Source organism: Lentzea aerocolonigenes (genome assembly GCF_000955955.1).
In the GTDB taxonomy this organism is placed as follows: domain Bacteria; phylum Actinomycetota; class Actinomycetes; order Mycobacteriales; family Pseudonocardiaceae; genus Lentzea; species Lentzea aerocolonigenes_A.
This window is the reverse complement of record NZ_JYJG01000431.1, coordinates 1-17,719: the sequence shown is the minus strand read 5'-3', so window position 1 is coordinate 17,719 and position 17,719 is coordinate 1. Positions and strand designations below refer to the sequence as shown.

The window sequence follows — 17,719 nt, the reverse complement described above, 5'->3', positions numbered from 1 at the left end:
CGGACGATTAGCTCAGCGGGAGAGCACTACCTTGACACGGTAGGGGTCACTGGTTCAATCCCAGTATCGTCCATATCCACTCGGGGCGAGGTGTGTCCGCAGAACGCGCGGACCTCCTCGCTCCTGGTGTTTTCTGGGGGTGCAACCCCCAGACCCCGCCCGGCGGGCTCCGCCCCCGGACCCCCGACCGTGGTCACCTCAAGTGGTCGCTGGTTGGAGTAGGCGGCGGCAAGGTCCACTCGTTCCAAGATGGGCCCGTCGGCTGACGGGCCCATCTTGCTGTTCTAGGCCGGGTTGTCTCCGTGGGTCAGCGTCTCCCACGAGACGAACAGGTTGTTCGTTCCGAGTGGACGGCGCTGCGTGGTCCACGTCTCGGTGTTCGGCATCGGGTTGCCGAGCCGGTTGTGCATCGCGTTGTAGCCGACCTCGGTGATCGGCCCCAGACCGCGCTTGACCGCCCCGCCGCACAGCCACGACGGCGGCCCGGTCAGCTCGTAGGTGGTCTGGAAGCCCAGCGCTTCCTTGAGTCGCGTGCCGACCTCCGGGTAGAGGTCGACGCCCTGGATGCGGGACGTCTCCGCCACGTGCGAGATTGACGACAGGCCGTATCCGGTGTGGACGAAGTCGCGGCAGGTCTCCTGGGTGAGGCCGTTCACGAACGTCGACTGGTTGTGCCAGAAGCCGATGATCTTCTCGCGGGTGTTGAGGTTGTTGCTGGGCACGGTTTTCGGCAGCGCGCCGTCGGACGTGAGGTAGATGAACGCCGGAACCCTCGCGCGGTACAACGAGATGCCGCGGTCGTAGATGGCCTTGTCGTCCAGGAAAACGCCGATGCCAACGATCGCCTCGGCGATGCTCAGCTCCCAGTTGCCGGTGCGCGGGTCGCTGCCCTGGATCTCGTTGTAGTAGACGTTGCGCAGCATCGTGCCGAACCGGCCGGAGTTGGGCCAGTTCCCGTAGACGTGCTTGATGATCTCCGCGGCACGTGGCCAGCTCGACGCGGACCATGCTGTTTGCAGGTGCGCGTTGTCGTTGGTGTGGTCGCGGACCGTGGCCGACCAGGCGTCCATGATCTGGATGGACTTGGTGGCGTACCTGACATCTCGCGTCACGTACCACGCGAGGGCGTGGGTGTACGCGGCGATCGCGTCCTCACGTTCGTCGGTGCAGCCGAGGTTCGGGTTGGACACCGGACCGCACTCGACAACCGCGCGCGGATGCGGGGTGTAGGAGAGGGATGCGTAACGGGAGCCCATCATCGCGTCGTACGCGCGCTTCTGCGGTTGGGTTCCGGCGTTGACGCGGGTGCGCACGACGTCGAGCTGAGCCTTGCTGACCATCACGCCGGGGTGGGTGAACGTCGGCGGCGCGGCGGTTGCAGGGCTCGCGCTCGCCACGACGATTGCCGCTACGGCCAAGGCTTTGTGCAGGGGTTTGCCTTGCATGTAGTTGTTCCTTTGCTGTGGGCGTCTCCTATGTGTTGTGGCGACGGGTGTTCCGTCGTGCCTACCACGTGCGGGAATGGTGTGGTGGACCGGTTTTCGTGCCGGTCGTGGGAGAATGGCCGCGTGTACGCCGAACGTCCCGCGCCCGCGGGCCTGGCTTGCCTTTGGACGCGCACGGTGTCTGAGGAGACCGTGCAGCGGGTCGTGCCGGACGGGTGCACGGACCTGATGTGGACGCCGGCGACCGGTGCTCTGTTCGTGGCCGGGCCGGACACCGCCGCTCAGCTGGCTCGGGTTCAGCCGGGGACGTTGTACGGGGTGCGGCTGCCGCCGGGTGCGTTTCCGTCGGTGTTCGGGGTGCCTGCGCATGCCGTGCGGGATTTGCGGGTGCCGTTGTCCTCACTGGTTCCGGACGTGCGGCTTTCTTCGTTCTCGGAGATGGTGGCTTTCTGCGCCTCGCGGATCGTTGTCGATCCGGCTTTGGCCGCTACGGCTTCCTTGTTGCGGTCTTCCGCCGACGTGGAGTCCGCCGCTTGGGAGATCGGGTTGAGCTCGCGTCAGTTGCGCCGGCGCTGCCTGGACGCGTTCGGGTATCCGCCCAAGGTGCTGCAGCGGGTGTTGCGGTTCGATCTCGCGATGCGCCTGGCCTGGCGTGGGACGCCGTTCGCCGCCGTTGCGGCCGAGGCGGGGTATGCGGACCAGGCGCATCTGGCGCGTGAGGTGCGGTCGCTGGCCGGGGTGCCGTTGGGTCAGCTGATCCGGCCGTAGCGCCTGAGGGTCAGCAATGCGTCGATGGTGGCGATCGACCGCCATTCGAAGTGGGTTATGGGCGTGAAAGCGGGAAAGCCGAAGTTCCAGCCGCCGTCCTCCTGCTGGCCGTGCTGGAGTTCGTCGAGGTCCTCGCTGAACTCCTCGTCGGTGAACCAGTGGCGCGCGAGGCTGGCCGGTTTGGCCGCGTAGTCGTGCATCGCGAGGCCTTCGTCTTCTTCGTAGGTGTCCTTGCTGAGGTGCTTAAGCTTTTCGGCCGCGAGTTCCGCGCGCTGCCGGTCTGCGACCTCGTCCAGGAACATCACCGCGGCCCGGAGTTCGTACGGGTGGGTCTTCTCGAGCTTGTCGATCTCCTGCCAGCAGTAGTCACTGGCCTTGTCGAGCCAGGGGTGGGTGACGCGCAGCGCCTGGAGGGCGGCGGCGATCTGGGCCGTGAGGAGGAGTCCGCCCTGGTCGTCGGCCTGGACCCAGGGTGCCTTGGGGTGGTCCTTCGAGGTGGACATGCCGAACGGCACGCTCCCGTCCGGGCAGGTGACCTCGAGCCACTTCAGAATCGATTCGGCGTGTTCCGGGGCGTTGACCTCGCCGAACATCTGCAGTGCGCGCAGGGCGTGCAGCGGCTGGCTGGTGGGCCCGCGGTGGTCGGGTTCGAGGGCGAAGCCGTAGCCGCCGTCGTCGTTGCGAAAGGCCAGCACGGCCTGGACCACACCGTCGGCCGAGCCGCCGTCGAAAGCGTGCTCGAACCAGCGTTGTTCCAGCGTGCGGGCGTTGTGCCAGATGAAGTTCCGCGCTCGTTCGATCATGTCTCGAACCTAGGCCGGTGACGCTGCGGGGTCTTGAACGAATCGGCCATGTGACCTGATCAGCTGATTCGTTCGCCTCCAAGGGGAACCGGCCCTGTGCGAAAATCCTCCAACAGGGGTGTGGAGTTCTGAGGGGAGCTGGCCGAGATGCTGATGTTCGACGCGTATGTACCCGTGAGAGCAGGAGCAGCCGCTGGAGCTGCGGCAGGAGCGGCGCCTGCGCCCGCCGGCGGAGTCACGAAGTTCAGCGTCGACCCGGACCAGGCACAGAAGATGATCGACGGCCTGAACAAGGCCATCGACGAACTGGTACTGCTGGACGAGCAGGCCGGCCGGCTCAAGTTCGCGGGCGCCGCCGGTCCCGACCCGGTCAGCGAGCAAGCAAAAAACTCCGTGACCAGGACCGCCGGTGAGACTCCCGGTGGCTACCAGTGGGCGAACCGAGAAGCGCAGAAGGCGCTCGAGCTGACCGTCAAGAACATCGAGAAGGCTCTGGCCAAGTACCGGGGCACCGACGACGCGGCGAAGTCCGCACTGAAGGACTGACACGACCTTGAAGCGCATGACCGCCCTGTTGGCCGCAGTCCTCGCCTTCGGAGCCCTCGTGGGGTGCACGAGCACCGAGACCCCCGGCACTCCCACGACCGGTGCTCAGACGACGAGCAACCAGCCCACGAGCGACGGGTCGAGCTCCGGCCTGAGCATCGCCAAGTACGTGTCCGCCCCGTGCACCATCCTCAAGCCTGACCAGGTGGCCACGCTCGGCACGGTCAAGCCTGCCGCTCCTGGCACGGACGTGCTCGGTCCCCTCTGCTCCTGGAGGGGGCAGGTGGCCACCAAGAACTCGTCCTACACGGTCTCGGTCACCGAGGACAAAGACTTCGACGACATGGTGAGCAACATCAAGAGCAACCCTGTCTTCACCGACAAGAAGCTTGATGGCGTGCGGACGATCACCACTGATGCGGTCGATGGCGAACTGGCCTGCCAGAGCTCCGTCCAGGTCTCCAAGACCGACTCGGTCACGGTGCAGGTCTCCGCCGCCGCGGACGAGCGGGCCACCAAGAAGGCCTGCCCCGAGGCCGAGCGTGTCGCGCAGTTGATCATCACAAACCTGAAGGGGTAGCGAGATGGCTGGGGAAGCGCCGAACACCGCAGGCTTCGTGATGATCCCGTGCGCGACCGGCGACGCTGTGTACAAGTGGTTCGAGAAGGGCAAGGGCCCGAGCCAGAGCACCACACCGGCCACGGAGGCCTGGAACAAGCTCTCCGAGGGCCACGGGAACGTGTCGAACCTGATCAACCAGGCCGTGCGCGACTCCGGCGCCAGCTGGGAGGGCGCGGCAGCCGACGCGGCCCGTGGTGCAACGTCCCCCCTCGCGACCTGGGCCGACGTCACCGGTGAGTCCGCGACGTCTGCGGGCAAGAGCACCGAGGAGATCGGACAGGCGTACGCCAACGCCAAGAACGCGATGTCGAAGCCGCCGACGGTGCCGGACAAGCCGTTCCTCAACGACGCGGCGTGGTGGGAGACCGACTACGACGAGGCGGTCAAGAACAACCAGAAGGCCAACGAGGGGAACGTTCGGGCGTTCCAGCAGTACGGCCAGGCTGTTCAGGCGAGCGTCAACACGATGCCGACCTTCATCTCGCCCACCGCCAGCGACGCGGGCATGGTGGACGACGACAAGAAGATCATCGAGCCGGTCGACCCGCCTGGCCCGCACAACCCGTACACACCGCCCGGCAAGGGCCAGCCGCCGGGTACCGGTGACCCTTCCGGCGACGACGGGCGCACTGACCTGTCCGGGTGGAAGCCGCCGAGCAACGACGACACGACCAACCCGTCGTGGGAGAACGACCCGACCGACCCGCGCAACAACCCGAACGACCCTCGCAACAACCCCAACGACCCGCGCAACAGGCCACCCACGGACACGGGCATTCCGCCTGGCCGGTGGGACCCGAACAACCCGAACGACCCGCGCAACCGCGGCCGGTTCGACCCCAACGACCCGCGCAACCGCACTGGCGGTCCGGGCGGTCCGGGCGGGCCCGGCAGCGGTCGTGGCGGCGGCGGTGGTGGTGGCGGTGCCGGCGGCGGGCGCGGCGGTGGCGCTGGTGGCCTCGGTGGCGCTGCGGCGGCTCGCGCTGGTGGGCCCGGTGGCATGGGCAGCGGCTTCGGTGGCGCGGCCGGTGTTGCCGGTGAGGGTGCTGGGCGCGGTGGCGGCGGCGGCTTCGGGCCGTCTGGTGCCGGTGGTGCGGCCGGGCGTGGTGGCGCGGCTGGTGCCGGTGGCATGGGCGGCCACGGTGCCAAGGGGCAGGGCGAGGAGGACACGGAGCACAAGTCCGCGTCGTACCTGCAGGAGACCGAGGACATCTTCGGTGACGGCACGATGGTGGCTCCGCCGGTCATCGGCGGATAAGGAGAGAACGTGCTGAGAAGCAGGGTCGCCATCCCCGTCACAGCGCTCTACCAGGCGTGGCAGGCGGCGGGCCTGCCGTCGCTGCACCGCGCGCTGCTCGCCCAGGTCGACTTCGACGAGGACCTCCTTGAGTCGGGCGACCTGAGCGAGCTCGAGCGGCTGCAGCGGACGGCGTGGGCGCAACTGGAGCAGACCGGGCTCGCGCGCGGCAGCCAGATTCACCCGGATCTGGCCAACGCGCTCAAGCTCGTGGTCGAAGCAGGTGTGGAGTACTGGGCGTACTTCAGCCTGAAGGACGGTCCGCAGCAGAGCGTGCTGGTCGTGTCGAACGGCCAGGACGCGCTGCGCATCGTGCTGACGCCGGACCAGCAGTTCGTGCTGGAGCCGGTGCGTCCGGACGAGGCGCCGCAGGCGTTGGTCGGCGCGCTGCCGCCGACGCCGGCGGGCAAGGGCAACCCGATCACGTTGCCGCAGGACGCGCTGGAGCAGAAGCGGCCGTCCTATGAGGACACCGGCTCGTTCATGCAGCAGAGCCGTCCGACCAGCACGCCGAACGACCAGCTGGTCGCGCAGCTCAAGGAGATCATGAGCCTGCCGCGCACCGGCGGCGGTCAGGTCTACTCGGCCAAGCGCGACCACCTCGGCCGCAAGCAGCGCTGCCTGGCCCCGCTCACGTTCATCGACACGCCGAGCGGGCGGTACATCGCGGCGACGAGCGAGGGCTGGCTGCGGGTGCAGCCGGCCGACTTCGGCACCCTCGCGCGAATGACCGCGACGATGCCCTAGCAGGGGTTGAACCGCAGCGCGTCCGGACCCAGTTCGGCCGGGCTGCGGTGACCCGACAGTCCGAGCGTCAGGTCGAAGTCGGCCAGCAGGCTGCGCAACACGTGCCGCACCCCGACCTGCCCGCCGTGCGCCAGCCCGTACGCGAACGGCCGCCCGACCATCACTGCCTTGGCCCCGAGCGCCAGCGCCTTCACGATGTCCGCGCCGGTCCGGATCCCGGAGTCGAAGAGCACGTCGACCTGCTCCCCCACCGCTTCCACGATCGACGGCAGGGCGTCCAGCGACCCGACCGCGCCGTCGACCTGACGCCCGCCGTGGTTCGAGACGACCACACCGTCCATTCCGAACTCGACGGCCTTGCGCGCGTCGTCCGCGTGCTGGATTCCTTTGAGGACGATCGGCCCGTCCCAGTGCTCGCGCAGGAATGCCAGCTGGTCCCACGACTTGTCCGTGCCGGTGAACAGCTGCACCCACCGCAGGATCGCCATCGGCAGGTCCTCCTCCGGCGACTTCTGCAGACCGGCGCGGAAAACGGGGTCGCTGAACGGGATCGCCGTGCCCACCCCGCGCAGGAACGGCAGGTACGCCTGGTCCAGGTCGTGCGGCCGCCACGCCAGCGTCCACGTGTCGAGCGTGACCACCAGCGCCGTGTACCCGGCCTTCTTCGCCCGCTCCAGCAGCGAAGCGCACACGTCCGGATCGTTCGGCCAGTACAGCTGGTACCAGCGCGGCCCTTCACCGGACGCCTCCGCGACCTCCTCGATCGTGTGCGACGACGCCGTCGAAAGCACCATCGGAATGCCCAGCTCGGCCGCCGCCCGCGCGGTCGCCAGCTCGCCGTCCGGGTGCAGAATCGACTGCACACCAACGGGTGCGAGCATGACGGGTGCGGGCAACTCGGTGCCCAGGACCGACACCCCGAGATGCCGCTCGGTCGCGTTGGTCAGCATCCGCGGCACGAGCTGCACGCGGTCGAACGCGCTGCGGTTCGCCCGCACGGTGGCGCCCGACCCCGCACCTCCGGCCACGTACCAGAACGGCCCCGGCCCGAGCCTGTCGCGCGCCGACTGCTCCAGCGCCTCCGGGTCGGTGGTGAACGGCGGCACGGCCCCACCGAGACCTTGCAGGTAAATCTCGTTCTGGTACGCGGCGAAGGAGGTCATGCCGCCTAGCTTGCTACGAAGCGCCGTGGCCACCAACCTTTGCCCTGTATTTCGACGTTCAGACGGGTGCATCGCGGCACCGGCCCCGCGCCCTCGTACTGGTGGTACGGGGGCGCGGGGCCGGTGCCGCGAGGTGCCCTGCTGAGCGCCGGAAGACACGGTGAAGGTTGGTGGTCACGGCGCTGGCTGGACTAGGAAGAACTCGTTGCCGAACGGGTCGCTGAACCAGGTCGCCCGATCACCCCACGGCATGGTCTCCGGCGCGGCCTTGACCTGCACTCCCTTCTCCTGGAACGCCGCCACGTCGCCGTCGATGTCGTCGGTGATCAGCGAGATGCCGCAGCCCGTCGAGAACGACACGTTGGGCGTGTCGTTCAGCGACAGCGCGAAGGCCGTCTCGGCGCCGGGAGGAGCGACGGTCAGCCAGCGCATGCCCGCCTCGTCGCTGTCCTGCCGCTTCTCCCAGCCCAGCACGTCCACGTAGAACGACACCGCGTCGTCCAGCGAGCGGACGTTGATCGTCACCGAGTGCGCATGAGTAATCATGTGGCCAAAGCTAGGCCCGCGCCCCTGCCGCCGGCTTCTTCGAAACTGCTTTCCGCGGCCAGCGGGTCTCCAGCCAGATCGCGACCGGAGCCGCCGTGACCACTGTGGACACCGTGCCCGCGATCAAGCCGATCAGCAACGCCGTCGCGAAGTTGGCCAGCGAACCGTCGCCCAGCACGAGCAACGCCGACAGCACGAAGAGCACGCCGATGCCGGTGTTCACGGTGCGCGGCACGGTTTGCACGACCGCGTCCGACACCACGTCCGGGTACGAAGCCGTGAACCTCGACCCGCGTAGGGACCTCAGCCGGTCGAACACGACCACCGAGTCGTTCACCGAGTAACCGATGACGGTCAGCAGCGCCGCGAGGAACACGCCGTCCGCCGTCTTGCCCATCCAGGCGAACAGACCGATCAGCACGAGCACGTCGCTGAGCAGCGCGCCGACCGTGGCCACGCCGAGGCGCCAGTCGAAGCGCACGGCCAGGTAGCCCAGCTGGGCGGCGACGGCGATGGCCAGGCCGATCACCGCGTTGCGGCGCAGTTCGGAGGAAAGCGATGGACCGATCAGCTCGTTGCTCGTCTGGCGGGCACCACCGTCGACGACCGACGAGACGAGCTCACCGATGCGGGACGAGTCACCATCGCTGAGCTGGCCGGTGCGCAGTGAGACCTCGTTGCCGGACGAGGACACGACCACGTCGCTGAAACCGTTGTCCGACAAGGCAGATCGCACCCGGCCAGCGTCGATCGGCGACCCGGCGGCGAAGTCGAGCATGCGGCCGCCGGTGAACTCGACGCCCAGGTTCAGGCCGCGCACGAACAAGCCCGCGAACGCGACCAGCACCACCGCACCCGCGGCGAGCAGCCAGCGAGAAGGCTTCCGGTACAGCACGACGGACAGCCGTTGCCGCACCCAGCCGAGCGTGTGCAGACCGCTCAACCGAGGCCGCTGCGCCACGAATCGGGTGCCCAGCACCCACAACACCAGCACTCGCGACAGCACCAGAGCGCTGAACATCGACGCCAGCACACCGATGGTCAGCGTGACGCCGAAGCCGCGCACCGGACCCGTGGCCAGCCAGAACAGCAGTCCAGCAGCCAGCAGCGTCGTCACGTTCGAGTCTGCGATCGCGCTCAACGCCCCGCGGAACCCGTTCTCGCCCGCGCGCCGCAGATTCGGTTTTCGGGCGTACTCCTCGCGTGCCCGTTCGAAGATCAGGACGTTCGCGTCGACCGCCATGCCGATCGCCAGCACGAAACCGGCCAGGCCGGGCAACGTCAAAGTCGCCCCCACGGCCAACAGCCCGGCATAGGCCACACCGGCGTAACCAGCCAGCGCCACGACCGCCAAGAAGCCCACAAGACGGTAAGCGAAGATCAGGAACACCGACGTCAGCGCGATACCGATGATCGCGGCCTGTGCACTCGCCTCGATCGCCTCCGCACCCAGCGTCGCGCCGACGGTCCGCTGTTCGATCACCTCGACCGGCACGGGCAGCGCACCGGATCGGATGACGAGAGCGAGCTCCTTGGCCTCGTCCTGGCCGAACCGGCCGGTGATCGTCGTGGCGCCACCGGCCTGACCGCCGTTGCACGGCGTGTCGAGGCTGACCTCCGGCGACGAGATCGGCTTGCCGTCCAGCACGAAGGCGATCTGACGGCCGGGTGTGCCGGACGGCTCGCAGGCCGCCTCCCCGGTGACCTTCTGCCACGTCGCGGGCGCGTCACCGCGGAACTGGATGTTCACGACGAAGCCCGCGCCCTGCGGGTTGCGGACGGCGGAGGCGTCCGAGATGCCCTCGCCCGTCATGACGGTCTGGCCGTTGCGCTGCACGACCAGCTGAGCGGTGCGGCCCAGGACCTTCACCGCTTCGGCCGGATCTTGGACGCCGGGCAGTTCCACGACGATGCGGTTCTCGCCGGAACGGGCGATGACGGGTTCGGCGACGCCGAGTGCGTCGACGCGGCGCCTCAAGACCTCCAGCGAACGGTCGGCGGCATCGGAGTCGCCCTTGGCTTCGAGGACGATCTGGGTGCCGCCGCGCAGGTCGAGGCCGAGGCGGGGATCTGTGGTGAGCAGCAGAAAAGCGGATGCGACGAGGACCCCGAGCGCTATGAGACCGCGCACGAGGAGACCCCGCCGCGCATCAGAGCGCGACATGGGTGAGTGAGCCTTCCGGTAAAAGATTGCTGGGAAACGAGATTCAGCGACCGGAAGGCGGCGAGCGGTCCCGCTGCGGCGTCCAGCGGATGCCGTCGGGCGTGCGGTGGACGCGGCGGGCGAACGAGACGAGGAAACGCTTCGGCAGCGCCGGCTTGGTGACCGGCGGCGTATCCATCGGCAGCTGCGACTGCGGTACCTGCGCGGCCTGGTGGTTGTGCGGCCTGGGCGCGGCGCCGGGGAGGTTCGCGATGCTCTGGGTGTGCCGGACGACAGTGCCCTCGGCGGGCGTCGGTGCGGGCGCGGCGACGATGAACAGCTGTCCGAGGAACAGCAGGAACGCCAGTGCGACCGCGTTGCGACGCATCACCGCTTCCTGCCTCCCCCGACGTACACGAGCGCTCCCCCCACGACAGCGCACAACCAGGAAAGCACAAGTGGCTGCATCGTGGTTGCTCCCAGGAACAACGCGATCGTCCAGCCGACCAGAATCACCGCGGAGACCCCGAGCAGCGACACCGTGATCGCGAGCTTGCGCAGGCTGTACAGCAGCTTGAACGGACGCAGCCGCAGCGCCACGGCCAGGCAGCACACCACCAGCGCGCCGGTGAAGAAGCCCAGGTAGGGCGTGGGACGCGGCATCCCGGCGACCAGGGCGAGTAAACCGCCGCCGACGAGCAGCAGCGAGAGCGTCCGCAGCGCCCGCCACACCTGGACCTTGTTCAGCTGCAACGGCGCCGGCTTGGCCGAGCGGCGACGGTGCACGGTCGCCAGGTTCGCCTTGGAGTCCGCGTCGGACGGGTCGAGCTTGATCGCGGTGCGGTACGCGTGCTCGGCGGTGCCCCAGTCGCGCATCCGCAGGGCCGCGTCGCCGAGCACCTGGAACGCCCGCGCTTCGGAAGGCGCGAGCTGCGAGGCGTGCAGAGCCGAGTCGAACGCCTCGACCGCGCCGTCCGGGGAGTCCGCCAGCACCTCGGCCAGCACGACGTAGCAACGCCAGTCGCCAGGCTTGCGCTTCACCGACTCGCGCGCGGCCACCGCGGCTTCCTGGTGCCGGCCGAGGTCGCTCAACGCCAGCGCCGCCAGCCGCTGCGGCCACGCCGGTTCGCCGTCGAGGACCATCGCCCGCTTGGCCGAGTCGAGCGCCTGGTCCGCCTCACCCAGATCCAGGTGAGCGGCGGCGAGCCGGCACCACGCCTCCGCGTGCCGAGGGTTCGCCGCCACCAGGGGCCGCAGCAGGTCGATGGCCTGCCGCGGTTTCCCCGAGGCGGTGAGCTCAGCAGCGCGCAGCAGCACCGCGGTCGTCGGCTCGGACACGCCGCACAGTGTGACAGCGCGCCCTCAGCCACCAAACGGGTGACCTCAGCCCTGGGTGTCGGGGCGTCTGCAAGTACCCCCAACTCGCAGTTGGTGGTACTTGCAGACGCCAGAAAGGTCAGGCCGCTGAGCCGAACCAACGGGCCAGCTGCCTCTCCAGTTCGCCCTGGTCCGAGCCCGCCCAGGCCACGTAGCCGTCCGGCCGCACCAGCACGGCGGGCGCGTCCAGCTCCTCGCTGACGTCGACGAGGTGGTCGACCCGGTCCGCCCAACCGCCGACCGACAACGTCCCGGCCTGGTCGAGCAGAATCCCGCGACCCGCGTGCATCTGGTCGAACAACCCGCCCCGTTTCAGCGCGAGGTCGCCGATCCGCCGCCCGACGAGGTCGTCGGCAGAACCGAGGTCGTACCGGATCGCCACCGAGATGATCTTCTCGATCAGGTACTTGTTGACCTCCTCGAACTGCACCAGCTCCGTGAACACCCGCCGCACCGACTGCGGCCCGACCTCGACCTTCATCAGTTCGATCATCGCGCGGGTGGTGTTCAGGACGTCCTCGGCCACCGGATGCCGCTCGGCGTGGTACGTGTCGAGCAGGCCGGACGGAGCCCACCCGTGCACCGCCGCCGCGAGCTTCCAGCCCAGGTTGAACGCGTCCTGCAGCCCGAGGTTGAGCCCCTGGCCACCGGTCGGCGGGTGGATGTGCGCCGCGTCGCCGGCCAGGAACACGCGGCCGGACCGGTACTGCGAGGCCTGCCGGGTGGCATCCCCGAAACGGGACATCCAGCGCGGCGAGTGCACGCCGAAGTCCGTGCCCGCGTACGCCCGCAGCTGCCGCTTGAAGTCGTCCAGGCCGGGCATGACCGTCCGGTCCTCCGACACGCCCTCGGCAGGCACGACGACCCGGTAACCGCCGTCGCGGTACGGCCCGATGCCGAACAGCTTCTGCGTCTCGCGGACCTTCAGCATGATCGGCATCGCCTCCTCCCACGGCACGCCGATCTCCATCTCGCCCAGCAGGATCTCCACCCGCGCCGGCTCACCGGGGAAGTCGATCCCGGCCAGCTTCCGCACGGTGCTGCGGCCGCCGTCGCAGCCCACCAAGTACCGAGCCCGCAACGAGCTGCCATCGGCCAACGAGACGGTCACGCCTTCGTCGTCCTGTGACAGCCCGACGACCTCACATGAGCGCCGCACGACCGCGCCGAGCTCAACGGCGTGCTCGGTCAGCAGCCGCTCGGTGATCGGCTGCGGCAGCCCGAGCGTGTGCGGGTACTTGGTGTCGAGACGTTCCGGCGCGGGCTTGTCGATGCCCGCGAAGAACCCGGCCAGCGGGTGCTTCGTGCCGAGCTCCAGGAACCGGTCCACAATGCCGCGCTGGTCCAGGATCTCGACACTGCGCGCGTGCATGCCGAGCGCGCGCACCACCTTCGTCGGTTCCGCCTCGCGCTCCAGCAGCAGCACTTCCACGCCGTGCAACCGCAGTTCGCCAGCCAGCATCATGCCGGTCGGCCCGCCGCCGGCAATGATGACGTCGATCATGGAGTATCCCCATTTCCCCAGGTAGATGACGTTGGCTGGGAAATGATGAAGCACACCCGGGGTCTTGTGGCAAGCCCCCGTCTGCGCTATATGTTGAAGTGGGAGGAGAGAGATCTCCTCCTTCGTCGTCTCTGGGGGAGCGACTTGGTCAGGTGGTATTTCGCGGGACTCGCGCTGTCGTTCTTCGGGACGAGCGCGATGTACCTGGTCGCCGGAGTATGGGTGAAGTCGCTGACCGGCAGCGATGCCCTCGCCACGATCGCGATCCTGTGCGTGTACCTGCCCGGCGTGCTGTCGCCGTGGATCGGCCGGATCGCCGACTCCTACCGCCGCAAGCCGCTGCTCGTCTGGACCGACCTGGCGATCGTCCCGGTGCTCGCGGTGCTGTTCCTCACCGACGAGATCTGGGTGATCTACGCCGTTCTGCTGGTCTACGGCGTGAAAGCCGTCCTGGTCAGCGCCGCGGAGCCGGCACTCCTCGTGGCACTGCTCCCCCAGGACCAGCTCGCCAAGGTCAACGGCCTGCGCATGTCGCTGCAAGAGGGCATGAAGCTCGTCGCACCGCTGGCAGCCGCTGCGCTGTTCGCCGTCTACGGCTCGTGGCCGGTCATCGCGATCGACGCGCTGTCGTTCCTGTTCGCCGCCGCGGCCACCAGCATGATCAAGGTCGACGAACCACCGCCGGCCCCGCGCGAAAGCCCGAGCTGGCCCCACCTCAAGGCCCTCACCTGGCCGATGAGCGGCGCAGCAACAGCGTTGTTCACGGGCTCGATCGGCACCGCGGCGTCCTTCTCCCTCGTGGAGAACGGACTGCACCACGGCCCGGAGTTCCTCGACGTGCTCACCGCGGCCCAGGGCGCCGGATCGGTCCTCGCGGGCCTGCAGGGCAAACGCGCGAACGTCACCGCGGGACTCGTGCTCATCGCGGCAGGAGCCCTGGCCAGGGCGACGGCGTGGCTCCCGGCGGTGCTCGCGGGCGGCTTCCTGAACGGCGCCGGCCTCGCCTGGGCCGTGATCGCGGTCGTCACGCTCGTCCAGCAACGCACCCCGCCGGAGGTGCTGGGACGGGTCAGCGCGACGGCCATCAGCATCGTGTTCGCGGGCGGACCGCTGGGCCTCGCGGCCGGCGCGGCACTCGTCGCGCACCTGAGCTTCCGGACGATCTACGTGATCATCGCCGTGGCCGCGGTAGCAGCGGCCGTGGGGACACGCGGGGACCGGACGCGCCGCTTCACTGCGCGCCGGGCCCCCGCGTGGCGGACGACTGACCAGATGGAGTGATCAGCCGCAGGTGGTGGCGGTCGGCGGCACCTGGCAGAGCCGGGCCGCGTAACCGCCGTTTCGAGCCACGGGCACCGTCAGGGAGTCTCCCGCCGCAACACGTTTGGTGTCGAACGCGATCTTGCCCGTCGGGCTGTCGTGGTACAGCTCAACCAACCAGGTTCCGGAGCCGAGGAATCCCGTTCCGACCGAAAGGTCACGCGGATCACCCGCCGCCCCGGCGCCGAGGAACCACGTCGGACCGGACCGCCGGGCGAGCACCGCGAGCTTGCCGGGATCGCCCGCCACCAGCCGAGTCTCGTCCCACGCGGCCGGAACCGCACGCAGGAACTGCTCGGCCACCGGATAGGCCTGGTAACTCGAGATCTTGTCCGCGAAGTGCTGCACACCCGACTCGTACAGCACGCTCAGAGCCAGCTCGGCCGCGTCCGAGTTCGGACGGACACCCGAGAACGTCACCGGCGTGAAGTCCATCGACCCGGTCAGGTTCCGCGTGAACGGCAGCGTCAGGTAGTGCTCGATCGGAAACGGCTCCCGGCCGGGACGCGGTTTCGTGCCCTCCGCACCCTTCACCGCCTCGACGGACAGCACGTGCGGCCAGGTTCGTTGCACCCCACGTGGAATCGGCGCGCCGTGGAAGTTCAGCATCAGGTGGTACTTCGCGGCCGCCGCGTACACGGCGTCGTACCAGCGCATCCGGTCCTGGCCGTCGGACTCGATGAAGTCGATCTTCAGTCCGACCGCGCCCCACGAGCTGTACTGCGCGAAGAGCCGCTCACGTTCGCTGTCGGTGTCGATGGTCTGCCACCGCACCCACAACCAGGTGTCGACGCCACGCGCCTTCGAGTACGTGATCAGCTCGGGGATCCAGTCGGCGCTCCAGCCGGAGTCGACGAGGTTGTACTCGTAGCCCTGCTTCGCCGCGTAGTCCGCATATCGCTTCTGCAGAGCCAGATCGCCGGTGCCGTCACCCCACCACGACCACACCGCGGTGCCCGGTTTGATCCACGAGGTGTCGGCGATCTTCGAAGCCGGGGCGAGCGACGTGATCAGCGAACTCTCGACCACCTCTGCCAACGACCCGACTCCGAGCACACGCCACGGCGTGGCCAGCGGTCCGGCAGAAGTCTCCGCCGGATCGGGCAGAACGAGCCGATAACGCGAACCGTCATAAACGACCCGGGAACCGCCATAACGGCCATCGACATCGGACTCGGCCAGCAGCATCCACGACCCGGACACGTTGAACAGCGCGGGATATCCGTACTCAACGCCCTTCTCCGGCGTGCGGACGTGCGCGGACTCGTAGTCGCCGCGCCCGTTGTCGTACGGCAGCAGGAACTTCTCGGCACTCGCAGGCACCGCGAACTCCGACGCCTCACCGAGCACGGTCGTCCACTTGTCCGACGGCAGCACGTACTTGTACGCCACTCCGTCAGAAGACGTGCGCACCACGAGATCCAACCGTTCGGCAAGACGCTGGAGGTGGAACGTCGTCTCCGTGCCGACGTAGGTGTGCTCACGTTTCTTGCCGGACACCGTGGTGTACGAGTCCTGGACGAGCCGCGACGCCGACCCGGCGAACTTCAGCCCCGACGTCAGGTCGGCGTCGGCGGTGCGGATGCCCAGCGCGGACGGCTCCAGCACCGTGGTGCCGCCGCGCCGGACCTCAAGGCTCAACTTCCCCTTGTCGAGCCGTACCAGTGCTTCTGGCGCAACGGATTGCGTCCCAACAGGTGCGGCGACTCTCCACTCACCGGACTCGGCCACCGCGGGCGAGGTGCCCACCAGCGCGCCGGCGACGGCAGCGAGAACCGCCACCAGCACCACTGATCTGTTGCGAAACCCCATGCGTGTCACTCCCTACAGCGTGGCGGCGGTAGGTGGACAGGATTGGGAAAGCGCTTACCAGACTAGGACAGCAACCCGCTTTCGTGTAGGTGGGCGAAGATGATCCGATCGACCGGAGAGATCCGGTCCGCATCGGCGGTGGTCAGCCAGGCGAGTTCCTCGATCTCGGCCGACGCCACCGGTTCCCCCGTGAACGACGCGGTGTAGCAGGTCATCCGCACCGTCACCCCCGACGAGTGGCCGTGCGCCTGCGCTTCGAACGTCCCGATGTGCTTCGCCGACGCCGCGTCGATGTCGACGGCCAGCTCCTCGCGGATCTCGCGCACGAGCGTCTCGACGTCGGTCTCACCCGGCTCCCGCTTGCCGCCGGGCAGGTAGTACGTGTCCTTGCCGGCCGACCTGGTGCCGAGCACCCGGCCGTCGCGCAAATGAATCCAAGCAACCTTGTCGATCACGAGACCGACACTAGGCGGACGCCAGCTCCTTGACCACGCGGTGCGCGTCGGCCAACGACTCCACAGCCAGCTCGCGGAACTGATGCATCTGCGGGTTGACGTCGGCCATGGTCAGCTCGGCGTGCACGAACTCCAGGTTCTGGTCGAGCCCGATCATCGACAGCACCGCCCGCAAGTACGGCTCCTGGAAGTCGAAACCCTCGCGCGGCGTGCCCGGCTTGTACGAGCCGCCCCGCGCGGTCACCACGACCACGCGCTTGCCGCCCAGCTCGAACGTGCCGTCCTCGCGCGGGAAGAACTCCTGACTCGCGACCTGGTCGATCCACGCCTTCAGCGTCGACGGGATCGAGAAGTTGTACATCGGTGCGCCGATGAGGATCACGTCGGCGGCCCTGACCTCGGCGACCAGGTGGGCCTTGATGTCGTGCGGCGAGCCGTCGACGTGCGGGACCGGCTCCGCGTTCAGGTCGCGGTAGGTGTAGCCGCCCTCGGGGTTCGAGGACCTCCAGACGTCGGCGAACGCGCCGGTGATCTCGCGGGTCACAGACCCTTCGTGGCGAATGCTCGAGTCGATGTGAAGCAGATTGGTCATACTCAGAACATACGATCGAAGAACTTCCGCGTCAAGATGTTCTGAGCCGAGAACATCTCCGTCAGGATGTAGGATGGACCACATGGAGGTGCAGCAACCGATCGCCGCGTGCGTGGAGAAGTGGGACTTCAACTGGCTGCTGCACCGCGCCGCCCAGCGGGTCGGAGCCGCGTTCGCCGACGAGATCACGAAGTTCGGCATCTCGCTGCGCGGACAGCTGGTCCTGAACGCGCTCGCCTCCGACGAGGCCGCCCGCACCCAGCTCAAGCTCGGCGCGATGCTCGGCCTCGACAAGACCACGCTGATGAGCGAGCTCGACAAGCTGGAGCGGGCCGGCCTGGTCATGCGGGTCCCCGACCCCAGCGACCGCAGGGTCCGCACGCCGGTGATCACCGACAAGGGCCGCGAACTACAGCAGCAGGCGGGAGCCGCGCTCGCCGAGGTCGAACGCGGCTTCCGCACCCGCTTCACCGATCAGGAGATGGCGGTCATCCGCAAGGCCCTGGGCGACCTCGCCAACGGCGAAGGACCCATGCACGGTTCCTGCATTTAGACGGTTGATTCCAAGGGTCCGCAGCC

Annotated in this window: 18 protein-coding genes and 1 tRNA gene; 8 read left to right on the top strand and 11 right to left on the bottom strand. The window is 68.5% G+C overall.

What is annotated here, in order from left to right:
* Position 1: 1 nt before the first annotated feature.
* Positions 2-73, top strand: a tRNA-Val gene (locus UK23_RS42170).
* 211 nt (positions 74-284) lie between these two features.
* Here UK23_RS42170 and UK23_RS42165 read toward each other — a convergent pair.
* Entirely contained in the window at positions 285-1,445 is a 1,161-nt protein-coding gene (locus tag UK23_RS42165) for an alginate lyase family protein (protein ID WP_045317428.1), read from the bottom strand.
* A gap of 57 nt (positions 1,446-1,502) precedes the next feature.
* Here UK23_RS42165 and UK23_RS42160 point away from each other — a divergent pair, with 57 nt between their 5' ends.
* Complete coding sequence (locus tag UK23_RS42160) at positions 1,503-2,213, top strand: helix-turn-helix domain-containing protein (RefSeq protein WP_330770609.1); 711 nt, start codon at positions 1,503-1,505, stop codon at positions 2,211-2,213.
* Here the strand turns inward: UK23_RS42160 and UK23_RS42155 are convergent.
* A complete protein-coding gene (locus tag UK23_RS42155; protein WP_045317427.1) occupies positions 2,195-3,016 on the bottom strand; it encodes a hypothetical protein in 822 nt (273 codons plus the stop codon). The genes UK23_RS42160 and UK23_RS42155 overlap by 19 nt on opposite strands.
* Positions 3,017-3,163: 147 nt before the next feature.
* Between UK23_RS42155 and UK23_RS42150 the strand changes: the two genes are divergently transcribed.
* The 4 genes from UK23_RS42150 to UK23_RS42130 are packed head-to-tail and all read left to right on the top strand — an operon-like array spanning position 3,164 to position 6,228.
* Entirely contained in the window at positions 3,164-3,562 is a 399-nt protein-coding gene (locus UK23_RS42150; protein WP_045317426.1) for a hypothetical protein, read from the top strand.
* Positions 3,563-3,578: 16 nt separating this feature from the next.
* Complete coding sequence (locus UK23_RS42145) at positions 3,579-4,142, top strand: DUF3558 domain-containing protein (RefSeq protein ID WP_045317425.1); 564 nt, start codon at positions 3,579-3,581, stop codon at positions 4,140-4,142.
* Positions 4,143-4,146: 4 nt separating this feature from the next.
* The gene (locus UK23_RS49400) at positions 4,147-5,442 is read left to right on the top strand and encodes a PPE domain-containing protein (protein WP_052685520.1); all 1,296 of its coding nucleotides are present in this window, start codon (positions 4,147-4,149) and stop codon (positions 5,440-5,442) included.
* A 9-nt stretch (positions 5,443-5,451) separates the two neighbouring features.
* The gene (locus UK23_RS42130; RefSeq protein ID WP_045317424.1) at positions 5,452-6,228 is read left to right on the top strand and encodes an ESX secretion-associated protein EspG; all 777 of its coding nucleotides are present in this window, start codon (positions 5,452-5,454) and stop codon (positions 6,226-6,228) included.
* Here UK23_RS42130 and UK23_RS42125 read toward each other — a convergent pair.
* From UK23_RS42125 to rox, 6 genes are all read right to left on the bottom strand, one after another.
* On the bottom strand, positions 6,225-7,391 hold the full coding sequence (locus tag UK23_RS42125; RefSeq protein WP_045317423.1) for a lactate 2-monooxygenase: 1,167 nt from the start codon (positions 7,389-7,391) through the stop codon (positions 6,225-6,227). The two genes, UK23_RS42130 and UK23_RS42125, sit on opposite strands and share 4 nt — an antisense overlap.
* Before the next feature lie 174 nt (positions 7,392-7,565).
* Entirely contained in the window at positions 7,566-7,937 is a 372-nt protein-coding gene (locus UK23_RS42120) for a VOC family protein (protein WP_045317422.1), read from the bottom strand.
* A 10-nt stretch (positions 7,938-7,947) separates the two neighbouring features.
* Positions 7,948-10,068 (bottom strand): protein translocase subunit SecD, encoded by a 2,121-nt coding sequence (gene secD, locus UK23_RS42115; RefSeq protein ID WP_330770608.1) that lies wholly within the window; start codon positions 10,066-10,068, stop codon positions 7,948-7,950.
* Positions 10,069-10,144: 76 nt separating this feature from the next.
* Positions 10,145-10,468 (bottom strand): hypothetical protein, encoded by a 324-nt coding sequence (locus tag UK23_RS42110; RefSeq protein WP_045317420.1) that lies wholly within the window; start codon positions 10,466-10,468, stop codon positions 10,145-10,147.
* The gene (locus UK23_RS42105; RefSeq protein WP_045317419.1) at positions 10,468-11,418 is read right to left on the bottom strand and encodes a tetratricopeptide repeat protein; all 951 of its coding nucleotides are present in this window, start codon (positions 11,416-11,418) and stop codon (positions 10,468-10,470) included. Before UK23_RS42105 ends, UK23_RS42110 begins: the two co-directional genes overlap by 1 nt.
* 118 nt (positions 11,419-11,536) lie before the next feature.
* On the bottom strand, positions 11,537-12,961 hold the full coding sequence (rox, locus tag UK23_RS42100) for a rifampin monooxygenase (protein WP_045317418.1): 1,425 nt from the start codon (positions 12,959-12,961) through the stop codon (positions 11,537-11,539).
* Between the two features lie 144 nt (positions 12,962-13,105).
* Here rox and UK23_RS42095 point away from each other — a divergent pair, with 144 nt between their 5' ends.
* Positions 13,106-14,242 (top strand): MFS transporter, encoded by a 1,137-nt coding sequence (locus UK23_RS42095; protein ID WP_045317417.1) that lies wholly within the window; start codon positions 13,106-13,108, stop codon positions 14,240-14,242.
* On the opposite strand, the gene UK23_RS42090 is transcribed toward UK23_RS42095, so the two are convergent.
* From UK23_RS42090 to UK23_RS42080, 3 genes are all read right to left on the bottom strand, one after another.
* On the bottom strand, positions 14,243-16,093 hold the full coding sequence (locus UK23_RS42090) for a glycoside hydrolase family 97 protein (protein WP_045317416.1): 1,851 nt from the start codon (positions 16,091-16,093) through the stop codon (positions 14,243-14,245).
* 62 nt (positions 16,094-16,155) lie between these two features.
* Complete coding sequence (locus UK23_RS42085) at positions 16,156-16,548, bottom strand: NUDIX hydrolase (protein ID WP_045317415.1); 393 nt, start codon at positions 16,546-16,548, stop codon at positions 16,156-16,158.
* 10 nt (positions 16,549-16,558) lie between these two features.
* Positions 16,559-17,140, bottom strand: a complete 582-nt coding sequence (locus UK23_RS42080) for an FMN-dependent NADH-azoreductase (RefSeq protein WP_045317414.1) — start codon at positions 17,138-17,140, stop codon at positions 16,559-16,561.
* A gap of 82 nt (positions 17,141-17,222) precedes the next feature.
* On the opposite strand from UK23_RS42080, the gene UK23_RS42075 reads away from it, so the two are divergent.
* Positions 17,223-17,693 (top strand): MarR family winged helix-turn-helix transcriptional regulator, encoded by a 471-nt coding sequence (locus tag UK23_RS42075; RefSeq protein ID WP_231114922.1) that lies wholly within the window; start codon positions 17,223-17,225, stop codon positions 17,691-17,693.
* Positions 17,694-17,719: the final 26 nt, after the last annotated feature.